This is a genomic window from Staphylococcus sp. EG-SA-2 (assembly GCF_017152085.1).
Window position 1 is genome coordinate 1 of record NZ_JACYHC010001271.1, and the last position, 9,377, is coordinate 9,377.

Here is a 9,377-nt window from a genome sequence, read left to right on the forward strand (position 1 = left end):
CTGGCAGAAAGTCAGCTTCTATGAATATAATAAAAAAGCTAGGTAACAAAATGCTACCTAACTTCATATTCAAGATAATCAATCCTATTTGATATATGTTCTATACTATACATTATTTACATGATAAATAACTGAATATTACACAATTATAATACTTTACTGACTGTCTTCTTCAGAATTTTTTTCTTGATCATTTTGATCAGAGATTTGTTCCATTTCTTTACCTAATTCTTTTAAATCTTCAAAATCCGTTACCATACTGTTTTCTTCTTCATGATAATTTAATTTTGGATCTTTGTCTTTAGACATAATCAATACCTCACAGATTTTTAATTAAGCAAAGCGTGACGTAAAGTAAGCTTTAACATCTTCAGGTAAACCTGCAGCCGCTTCTTTATCAAGAATAACATTTACCATTCTATGTGCTTTTAAATCGGCTGGTTCGAAGCTTGTTTTACCATTTTCTTGATATAATTTTTCAACTACATCTCGTTTATTAGCACCTGTCACTACTAAGAAAATTTCTCTTGCTTCCATTAGTCCTTGACGAATACTAACATTTAACTTACCTTGCTCATCGATAGAAACAACTTGTAATGTTAATTTCCCTTTATTTTCTTTAGTTTTAATCTTATCAGCGATTAATTCGATTGCATCTTTTTCATAAGCAATTGGATAAACTTGACCTGCTGGTACACCTAACGCTTCGAAATATGATTTTTTATCGTCATAATCTAAAATATTTATTTGGCTAAAATCAACAGCATGTTTTTCAACATTTTTCTTTAATTCATCTAGAACTGGCGCTTGATCTGTATCTAAATGAAAACCTGCAATTGTAGTAGGATTATTGTTAAATTGCTTTCTAATAATATCAGCAGCATATTCTGCTACAAGTTGACTATTGTCAAAGACTTTAAAGTTCATTGCCATGATTTCTACACTCCTCTTAGTTTGCATTTTACATAAAAACGGCGATATTAATAATTATTATACCCTAACTTTCAATATATCAAACCATTTAACTTTAACATGGTTATACTCTAAATATAGCACTTAAGTATCATTTTTATAATGAAAATAGACGAATTTTAATTCAATCCTGGAAAATCTTGTTGACGTAACGCTTCATAAATTAACAACGCAGCAGTATTTGATAAATTTAATGAACGAATATGTTCACTCATAGGAATTCTTAACGCTGTGTCTTGATATTTCTCTTTCACCCAGTCTGGTAATCCTGTCGTCTCTTTTCCAAAAATGAAGTAAAAATCTTTGTCATGATTTGAAAAATCAAAATCACTATAAGTCTTTTTACCAAATTTTGTTAATAAGTAATACTCGCCATTTGTGGCTTCAAAAAATGCTTCAATACTATCATGATACGTAATATTCACAAATTCCCAATAATCTAAACCGGCTCTTTTTAACATTTTATCATCAGTTCTAAATCCAAGAGGTTTAATTAAATGTAAATGTGTGTTTGTACCTGCACACGTACGTGCAATGTTACCAGTATTAGCTGGGATTTCTGGTTGATATAAAACGATATGATTTGTCATATTACTATTCTCTCCTTGTGTCTAATCCTTTTATCATTTCATTCTGAACTTCTGCATCCTCTTGATCATAATTAGCATTGATAAAATCTCTTGCTTCTTCCCCAAGAATTTGACCAATGGCCCAATAAGCAGTTGCTCGAATCATCGGTCTTTCATCTGTTGTTGCAACTTTTTTCAATTCTGGAATTGCATCCACTTCATTAAAATGCGCTAATGCTAAAATAGCATTTCGTTGTATCGGCTTTTTACCACGCCAAGCACCTGCAAGGTGACCATATGTTTGTTTGAATTCTTTATTAGACATACGTAGTAAAGGTACTAATCTTGGCTTTAAAATTTCTGGTTCCAAAATGATGTCATCTTGTTCGGTATTAATACCTCTATTTTTCGGACAAACTTGTTGACACGTATCGCAACCATATAATCTATTCCCAATTTTATAACGATATTGGTCAGGCATATAGCCTTTTGTTTGCGTTAAAAAACTAATGCATTTCTGACTATTTAATTGGCCATTTCCAACTAATGCACTTGTTGGACAACGATCAACACAAATTGTACAATCACCACAGCTATCTAATAATGGATCATCAGGTTCAAAAGGTATACTGACTAACATTTCACCGAGGTATGTCCATGTTCCTAGTTTAGGATTGATGACAAAGCCATTACGACCAACAAATCCTAAACCTGCACGTTCTGCTACTGCCCTATCTGATAATACACCCGTATCTACCATAGATTTGATTTCAACATCTGGAACTTTAGATTCAATAAATGCAGCTAACATGTCTAATCGTTTACGCATAATTGTATGATAATCTTGACCCCACGATGCTCTAGCAAATAAGCCTCTGCGATCACCTCTAACACTCTTAGGTGCACCTTTCAGTTTGTTAGGATAACCAACTGCAATTGCTATGATTGACCTTGCTGTTGGTAAGGATAATTTAGGCTCCGTTCGTAAAGCAATATCAGATTCTTCAAATCCTGAGGCATAACCATTTGCATGATATGCTTCTAGCTTTTGCTTCAATTCATCAAAGGGATCGGCAGTTGTAAATCCAATACTGTCGATACCAATTGTATATGCATAGTCAATGATATCTTGCTTTAACTGCTTTGTATCCAATCGTATGCCCCCCATAAAATAATACTATGTTATTTTAACACAACCATTATTCATATTGAGGTTTCATTTCACATAATTTTAATAATAAAAAGCTTGAATATATGATATAACTTTGTGGTGCGCATCATATATTCAAGCTTCGTTAGGTTGTTATAATACTCTTGCTAAGAAATTTTGTGTTCTTTCATGTTGCGGTTGTTCAAATATTTCGACTGGTGTGCCTGACTCTACGACAACGCCATCTGCCATAAATATGACTTTGTCACTTACATCTTTGGCAAATCCCATTTCATGTGTCACAACCACCATGGTCATACCTTCTTTGGCTAGGTCTTTCATTACTTTTAATACATCACCAACTACCTCAGGATCTAATGCTGAAGTTGGTTCATCGAATAAAATAACATCTGGATGCATTGCTAAAGCTCTTGCAATTGCAACCCTTTGCTTTTGACCACCTGATAATTGATTCGGATATACATCTGCTTTTTCTTTTAATCCCACTTTATCTAATAACGACAATGCTTCCTTATGTAATTCATCGTTATTATCTTTCTTTAATAATTTAGGAGCTAAAATAATATTATCGACAACTTTTTTATGTGGAAATAGGTTGAAGTTTTGAAATACCATACCCATTTTTTGACGTAGTTTATCTACTTGTGTCCCTTTTTCCGTTAAGTCATTGCCTTCAAAAATCACTTGACCTTTAGTGGGTACTTCTAATAAATTCATACATCTTAACAATGTACTTTTACCACTACCAGATGGACCTATTATTGCTACTACTTCCCCTTGATTGATTTCAAGATTGATATCTTTTAAAACTTCATTATCTCCAAAAACTTTATTAAGATTGTTTATTTTAATCACTGGCATTCAATCTCCCTTCAATCATGTTCATAATGCGTGTAAGTACAAATGTTAAGACAAAGTATAATGCTGCTGCCACTAGTAATGGTGTGAATGGGTCAAATGAAATACCTTGAACCACTTGTGCATTAAACATAATTTCGCCAACTCCAATTGTTGACACAATAGATGATTCTTTAATTAAAGTGACAAATTCATTACCTAAAGCTGGTAAAATATTTTTAATTGCTTGTGGCATAATTACACTTTTCATCGTTTGTCTATAATTCAAACCTAGACTACGTGCGGCTTCCATTTGTCCTTTATCAACAGCATTTATACCTGCACGAATAATTTCAGCAATGTAAGCTGAGGAATTAATAACTAATGCAATTGTTCCACAAACAAGAGCTGAAATGTCTAGTCCTAATGCAGCAGTTATACCAAAGAATACGATAAATACTTGAACTAACATTGGTGTTCCTCTTAATATTTCGATATAGATAGAAGCAATCCATGAAATAATTTTTATTTTACTTAATTTCATTAACGCAACGAATGCACCTAAAATAGAACCTAATGCAACACCGATAAGTGAAATTAATATTGTAATCTTAATTCCTTTCAAGAAAAAACTACCATACTTAGAAATAAAACCACTGTCATCATTCATCGCATTTGCAGCATTAGTCATATATTTATCGATTAATCCTTTATCTTTAACCTCTTTAATCGTTTTATTAATTTGTGACAATAATTTTGGTGAATCTTTTGGCACAGCTATCACTGTATCTTTTTCTTCTTCATTAAATTTCACATTGGAAATTCCTAATTTAGGATTTTGTTTTAAATATGCTTCTGCTACAGGTTTTTCAACTACAGCACCTTCAACCTTTCCACTTTTCAATGCTAATATAACGTCTGGTAAACGGCTTAATGAAGTAATAGATGCATTTTCAATTTCGGTTTGAGCGATTTTTTCTTGTTCAGTTCCCTTTTGTGCCCCTACTTTTTTATTATTAAAGTCTTTGATATCTTTATATTCATTAACTTTATCTTTCTTTACAAGCATGATATTTTTAGTCATCATATATGAATCTGAAAAATCAACTTGCTTCTTACGTTCAGGCGTTGAAGTCATTCCGGAAATAATAATATCAATTTTTCCAGTTTTAAGAGCTCCTAACAAACTATCAAATGACATATTGACGATTTTTAATTTTAAATTATTATCTTTCGCAATTTTTTTAGCTAAATCAATATCTACACCTGCATACTCAGTCTTACCATTAACTGTATGCTCAAATTCCATTGGTGCATAATCTGCAGAAAGACCCACTCTAAGTTCACCGCGTTCTTTAATCTTCTCCCATGTTTGATCTTGTTCAGCATGTGCTGTGGGATTGATATACACCATAGCACTGCTAATTAACAACCCTAATACTAATATAAACCTAATTAAACACTTCATTTATACAGCCCTCCCTAATTAATATTCATAATTATACATATTAATACATTTTGATGCAATAGTGTTTTATAAATGTATTTTTATCAATATAAAGAAAAGCTTCTTTTTAAAAGACTGTACATAAAAAATCCGCTATTATACGTGAACAAATCTCACATTTTAAAATCAATCAAAAAAGCGCTACTATCAATATCTTATTGACAGTAACGCCTATATTTATCATATATTAAAACTTATTCTTGTCATCAAGCTATCAATTATTGTTTTGGAACTTCAAATTTATAAATATCATTAGAATATATAGGAATGAATTTTTTACACAATTCATGAACAATAAATGCCGATACAAATGGTATGACAAAATAACCAAGTGCTAATAAAATAATATTCATTGTTGGATCACCTGACATTCGGTTAAATGCATTTATTGGGCCAACTAATCCTGTATATCCAAATCCAGCAGACAATGGTGTTCCTTTAACCTGAAGAACGTAAGCAATGATTCCAGTAATTATTCCATTTATAGTCAATGGTATCGAAATAATTAAATTTTTCAAGTAAACTGGGATCATCATTTTTGCAGCTCCTATGAGTAAAACTGCATTTACACCAATAGAATTGACACGCAATGAGCCAAATAAGAAAGTAACACAGGCAGCCACTATACCTAGGTTTGCTGCTCCACTTCCTAGTCCGTTTAAACTAATCGCAGTTGCAATCGCTACTAACGATATTGGTGTTACCATTAATAATGAAAATGCCACACTAATAAGTATAGACATTAACAACGGATTTAAGTCTGTAAAAGAATGAATTACATTTCCAATTGCTTGAGTAATTTTTCGAATGTAAGGTAATGTGATTAGACCGATACCCCCACTAACGATAGGTACTAAAACTGGTAATATAATTAATTCAAAAGATCCAAGTTTGTTTTGTAATACCATATATATAAGACATGCAATAATAACAACCAAACTCGTATTTATAATGTCACCTATACCTTTTAACATAAAACTATTATTGCTATATACAACAGCACCTGAACCAATCATAGCTGATGTACCTACTATAGCAGCACCTGCACCATTAAATTTAAATTGATGAGCAGCTAAAACCCCAATAATAAATGCCATAAATGATTGAATTAGTATCACTAACTGATACGTTAATTCTAAAATTTCATTACCACTTTTAAATATTTTTAATACTTCACCTAATAAAGCATTCGGAACAAGTGCAATAACAACACCAGCACCAATAGAATTTAAAATCTTACTGAAAAACTGTTTATTATCAGCATTATTTGCGTTACTCATAAACGACCTCCAATTTGAACATTAAACTCATCATATTATAGAAAATTAACTTTAACAATGATTAGTTGGCTAATTTAATCTAAATATAACAATCCACAAAATGAATAAAGTAAATTTAAACAATCTACTCACTAATCAATGTCATGCTAATCTTAAAATACTACTAATTACATCCTGTGACTAATAATGTAATAAATTGTAAATATTAAAATAGCCATATTACTATTAAGATAGATAAATTGAATCGACTTGGTATAAAGCACAATAAAATAGCACTTTTACAAATATATTATTAGAAAAGTTGAAACAAATATATAACCCCAGATAATATAATCATTATCATTAATGTAATACCAAAAAAAGAAGTTAAACAATGCATAGTTGCTTAACTTCCAATATTGAACTCATCATTACAATTTGACATAGAGTCTATTAAAGCGTGTGCCATTTGAGTCCACTTTTATTTGTATTGTATAGAGAGAAATAAAAAGAAACCTTGTTTTACAAGGTTTCTAATACGTTATGTTATGTAAATAACAGTTAATTATACCGGTGGTCGGGGTCGAACCGACACTCCACAAGTGGAACGGGATTTTGAGTCCCGCGCGTCTGCCAATTCCGCCACACCGGCTTAATGGTAAACAAAAAACTTCCCTTTGGAAGCAATTATGGAGCGGAAGATAGGATTTACACCTATACCTCATTCCAGGAAGGAATGTATTCTAAGAGTTGAAATACTCCCGCATTATTATTAAATTATGGAGCGGAAGATAGGATTTGCACCTATACCTCGTTCCGGGAAGGAACGTGTTCTAAAAGTTGAACTACTCCCGCATAAACCTGGAGGCGGCAACCGGATTTGAACCGGTGATAAAGGTTTTGCAGACCTCTGCCTTACCACTTGGCTATGCCGCCAATAACTGGGCTAGCTGGATTCGAACCAACGAGTGACGGAGTCAAAGTCCGTTGCCTTACCGCTTGGCTATAGCCCATTAATAATAAGGGCGGCTGAAGGGGATCGAACCCTCGAATGTCGGAACCACAATCCGATGTGTTAACCACTTCACCACAGCCGCCATGGCAGGGGCAGTAGGAATCGAACCCACACCAAAGGTTTTGGAGACCTCTATTCTACCGTTGAACTATGCCCCTATTAAAAATAATAAATGGAGGGGGGCAGATTCGAACTGCCGAACCCGAAGGAGCGGATTTACAGTCCGCCGCGTTTAGCCACTTCGCTACCCCTCCATAAATGGTGCCGGCCAGAGGACTTGAACCCCCAACCTACTGATTACAAGTCAGTTGCTCTACCAATTGAGCTAGGCCGGCTAAGAAATGGTTCAGGACAGAGTCGAACTGCCGACACATGGAGCTTCAATCCATTGCTCTACCAACTGAGCTACTGAACCATAATAAAAATGTAATGATGGCGGTCTCGACGGGAATCGAACCCGCGATCTCCTGCGTGACAGGCAGGCGTGTTAACCGCTACACTACGAGACCTATTAAATTAAAAACTATGTATTGCGGGAGGCGGATTTGAACCACCGACCTTCGGGTTATGAGCCCGACGAGCTACCGAACTGCTCCATCCCGCGATAATAAAAAATAATGGCGGAGGAAGAGGGATTCGAACCCCCGCGGCCCGTTAAGGCCCTGTCGGTTTTCAAGACCGATCCCTTCAGCCGGACTTGGGTATTCCTCCATTATTATAGGTAAATCGCTATTAATTATAAAATTAAATGGCGGTCTCGACGGGAATCGAACCCGCGATCTCCTGCGTGACAGGCAGGCGTGTTAACCGCTACACTACGAGACCATTAGTAAAACGGAGGAAGAGGGATTCGAACCCCCGCGAGCCGTTAAGCCCCTGTCGGTTTTCAAGACCGATCCCTTCAGCCGGACTTGGGTATTCCTCCAAAATTATATGGACCTTGCAGGACTCGAACCTGCGACCGAACGGTTATGAGCCGTTAGCTCTAACCAACTGAGCTAAAGGTCCTAAATATAATTTTACAACTAATAAATAGTGGCGGTGGAGGGGATCGAACCCCCGACCTCACGGGTATGAACCGTACGCTCTAGCCAGCTGAGCTACACCGCCTTATATAGTTTGTAAATAATATGGTGGAGACTAGCGGGATCGAACCGCTGACCTCCTGCGTGCAAAGCAGGCGCTCTCCCAGCTGAGCTAAGCCCCCATAATAATTACAGTATATCGGGAAGACAGGATTCGAACCTGCGACCCCTTGGTCCCAAACCAAGTGCTCTACCAAGCTGAGCTACTTCCCGTATAATTAACGCGCCCGATAGGAGTCGAACCCATAACCTCTTGATCCGTAGTCAAACGCTCTATCCAATTGAGCTACGGGCGCATATGTTTTTATTGAAAATGGTGCCGAGGACCGGAATCGAACCGGTACGGTGATCACTCACCGCAGGATTTTAAGTCCTGTGCGTCTGCCAGTTCCGCCACCCCGGCACTATAAAAATGGAGCAGAAGACGGGATTCGAACCCGCGACCCCAACCTTGGCAAGGTTGTATTCTACCGCTGAACTACTTCTGCATATGCGGGTGAAGGGAGTCGAACCCCCACGCCGTAAGGCGCTAGATCCTAAGTCTAGTGCGTCTGCCAATTCCGCCACACCCGCAAATGGTGAGCCATAGAGGATTCGAACCTCTGACCCTCTGATTAAAAGTCAGATGCTCTACCAACTGAGCTAATGGCTCTTCCATGGTGCCGGCCAGAGGACTTGAACCCCCAACCTACTGATTACAAGTCAGTTGCTCTACCAATTGAGCTAGGCCGGCAATATGTAAGAATAAATGGTGGAGAATGACGGGTTCGAACCGCCGACCCTCTGCTTGTAAGGCAGATGCTCTCCCAGCTGAGCTAATTCTCCGATTTAAAACTGCCTGGCAACGTTCTACTCTAGCGGAACGTAAGTTCGACTACCATCGACGCTAAGGAGCTTAACTTCTGTGTTCGGCATGGGAACAGGTGTGACCTCCTTGCTATAGTCACCAGACATATGAATGT

At 36.3% G+C, this 9,377-nt stretch carries 7 protein-coding genes, 25 tRNA genes and 1 rRNA gene; all 33 read right to left on the reverse strand.

Features of this window, described 5'->3' with window-relative positions; all coding sequences use genetic code 11:
- Nucleotides 1-156 precede the first annotated feature (156 nt).
- Nucleotides 157-309 carry an SAS053 family DNA gyrase inhibitor gene (locus IDG60_RS20480; protein ID WP_000031108.1) on the reverse strand — a complete coding sequence of 51 codons (153 nt, stop codon included), beginning with the start codon at nucleotides 307-309 and terminating at the stop codon, nucleotides 157-159.
- Nucleotides 310-333: 24 nt separating this feature from the next.
- Entirely contained in the window at nucleotides 334-933 is a 600-nt protein-coding gene (locus IDG60_RS20485) for a 6-phosphogluconolactonase (protein WP_001251224.1), read from the reverse strand.
- A gap of 158 nt (nucleotides 934-1,091) precedes the next feature.
- Complete coding sequence (gene trmL, locus IDG60_RS20490; protein ID WP_000181394.1) at nucleotides 1,092-1,562, reverse strand: tRNA (uridine(34)/cytosine(34)/5-carboxymethylaminomethyluridine(34)-2'-O)-methyltransferase TrmL; 471 nt, start codon at nucleotides 1,560-1,562, stop codon at nucleotides 1,092-1,094.
- Between the two features lie 4 nt (nucleotides 1,563-1,566).
- Entirely contained in the window at nucleotides 1,567-2,694 is a 1,128-nt protein-coding gene (gene queG / locus IDG60_RS20495; protein WP_000379980.1) for a tRNA epoxyqueuosine(34) reductase QueG, read from the reverse strand.
- Nucleotides 2,695-2,844: 150 nt separating this feature from the next.
- Nucleotides 2,845-3,567, reverse strand: a complete 723-nt coding sequence (locus IDG60_RS20500) for an amino acid ABC transporter ATP-binding protein (protein ID WP_000590809.1) — start codon at nucleotides 3,565-3,567, stop codon at nucleotides 2,845-2,847.
- Nucleotides 3,560-5,017 (reverse strand): ABC transporter substrate-binding protein/permease, encoded by a 1,458-nt coding sequence (locus tag IDG60_RS20505; protein ID WP_000649908.1) that lies wholly within the window; start codon nucleotides 5,015-5,017, stop codon nucleotides 3,560-3,562. The genes IDG60_RS20500 and IDG60_RS20505 overlap by 8 nt, the downstream gene beginning before the upstream one ends.
- A gap of 257 nt (nucleotides 5,018-5,274) precedes the next feature.
- Nucleotides 5,275-6,336 carry a PTS sugar transporter subunit IIC gene (locus tag IDG60_RS20510; RefSeq protein ID WP_000063582.1) on the reverse strand — a complete coding sequence of 354 codons (1,062 nt, stop codon included), beginning with the start codon at nucleotides 6,334-6,336 and terminating at the stop codon, nucleotides 5,275-5,277.
- Between the two features lie 547 nt (nucleotides 6,337-6,883).
- A tRNA-Leu gene (locus tag IDG60_RS20515) sits at nucleotides 6,884-6,967 on the reverse strand.
- A 128-nt stretch (nucleotides 6,968-7,095) separates the two neighbouring features.
- A tRNA-Gly gene (locus tag IDG60_RS20520) sits at nucleotides 7,096-7,170 on the reverse strand.
- A gap of 7 nt (nucleotides 7,171-7,177) precedes the next feature.
- Nucleotides 7,178-7,251 (reverse strand) — tRNA-Cys (locus tag IDG60_RS20525).
- 5 nt (nucleotides 7,252-7,256) lie between these two features.
- Nucleotides 7,257-7,328, reverse strand: a tRNA-Gln gene (locus tag IDG60_RS20530).
- Nucleotides 7,329-7,339: 11 nt separating this feature from the next.
- A tRNA-His gene (locus IDG60_RS20535) sits at nucleotides 7,340-7,412 on the reverse strand.
- 2 nt (nucleotides 7,413-7,414) lie between these two features.
- Nucleotides 7,415-7,488 (reverse strand) — tRNA-Trp (locus IDG60_RS20540).
- Nucleotides 7,489-7,503: 15 nt separating this feature from the next.
- Nucleotides 7,504-7,584 (reverse strand) — tRNA-Tyr (locus IDG60_RS20545).
- Between the two features lie 5 nt (nucleotides 7,585-7,589).
- A tRNA-Thr gene (locus tag IDG60_RS20550) sits at nucleotides 7,590-7,665 on the reverse strand.
- Nucleotides 7,666-7,672: 7 nt separating this feature from the next.
- Nucleotides 7,673-7,745: transfer RNA gene (locus tag IDG60_RS20555), tRNA-Phe, on the reverse strand.
- 18 nt (nucleotides 7,746-7,763) lie between these two features.
- A tRNA-Asp gene (locus IDG60_RS20560) sits at nucleotides 7,764-7,839 on the reverse strand.
- A 21-nt stretch (nucleotides 7,840-7,860) separates the two neighbouring features.
- Nucleotides 7,861-7,934 (reverse strand) — tRNA-Met (locus IDG60_RS20565).
- 14 nt (nucleotides 7,935-7,948) lie between these two features.
- Nucleotides 7,949-8,041: transfer RNA gene (locus tag IDG60_RS20570), tRNA-Ser, on the reverse strand.
- Nucleotides 8,042-8,079: 38 nt separating this feature from the next.
- A tRNA-Asp gene (locus IDG60_RS20575) sits at nucleotides 8,080-8,155 on the reverse strand.
- Nucleotides 8,156-8,165: 10 nt separating this feature from the next.
- Nucleotides 8,166-8,255: transfer RNA gene (locus tag IDG60_RS20580), tRNA-Ser, on the reverse strand.
- Nucleotides 8,256-8,264: 9 nt separating this feature from the next.
- Nucleotides 8,265-8,338 (reverse strand) — tRNA-Ile (locus IDG60_RS20585).
- A gap of 28 nt (nucleotides 8,339-8,366) precedes the next feature.
- Nucleotides 8,367-8,440 (reverse strand) — tRNA-Met (locus tag IDG60_RS20590).
- A gap of 21 nt (nucleotides 8,441-8,461) precedes the next feature.
- A tRNA-Ala gene (locus IDG60_RS20595) sits at nucleotides 8,462-8,537 on the reverse strand.
- A gap of 17 nt (nucleotides 8,538-8,554) precedes the next feature.
- Nucleotides 8,555-8,628 (reverse strand) — tRNA-Pro (locus IDG60_RS20600).
- A gap of 9 nt (nucleotides 8,629-8,637) precedes the next feature.
- Nucleotides 8,638-8,711: transfer RNA gene (locus tag IDG60_RS20605), tRNA-Arg, on the reverse strand.
- Nucleotides 8,712-8,729: 18 nt separating this feature from the next.
- Nucleotides 8,730-8,818, reverse strand: a tRNA-Leu gene (locus IDG60_RS20610).
- 10 nt (nucleotides 8,819-8,828) lie between these two features.
- Nucleotides 8,829-8,903: transfer RNA gene (locus IDG60_RS20615), tRNA-Gly, on the reverse strand.
- Between the two features lie 3 nt (nucleotides 8,904-8,906).
- Nucleotides 8,907-8,988: transfer RNA gene (locus IDG60_RS20620), tRNA-Leu, on the reverse strand.
- 3 nt (nucleotides 8,989-8,991) lie between these two features.
- Nucleotides 8,992-9,067: transfer RNA gene (locus IDG60_RS20625), tRNA-Lys, on the reverse strand.
- 5 nt (nucleotides 9,068-9,072) lie between these two features.
- Nucleotides 9,073-9,148, reverse strand: a tRNA-Thr gene (locus IDG60_RS20630).
- A gap of 16 nt (nucleotides 9,149-9,164) precedes the next feature.
- Nucleotides 9,165-9,240 (reverse strand) — tRNA-Val (locus tag IDG60_RS20635).
- Nucleotides 9,241-9,251: 11 nt separating this feature from the next.
- Nucleotides 9,252-9,366: ribosomal RNA gene (gene rrf / locus IDG60_RS20640) — 5S ribosomal RNA — on the reverse strand.
- Nucleotides 9,367-9,377 lie beyond the last annotated feature (11 nt).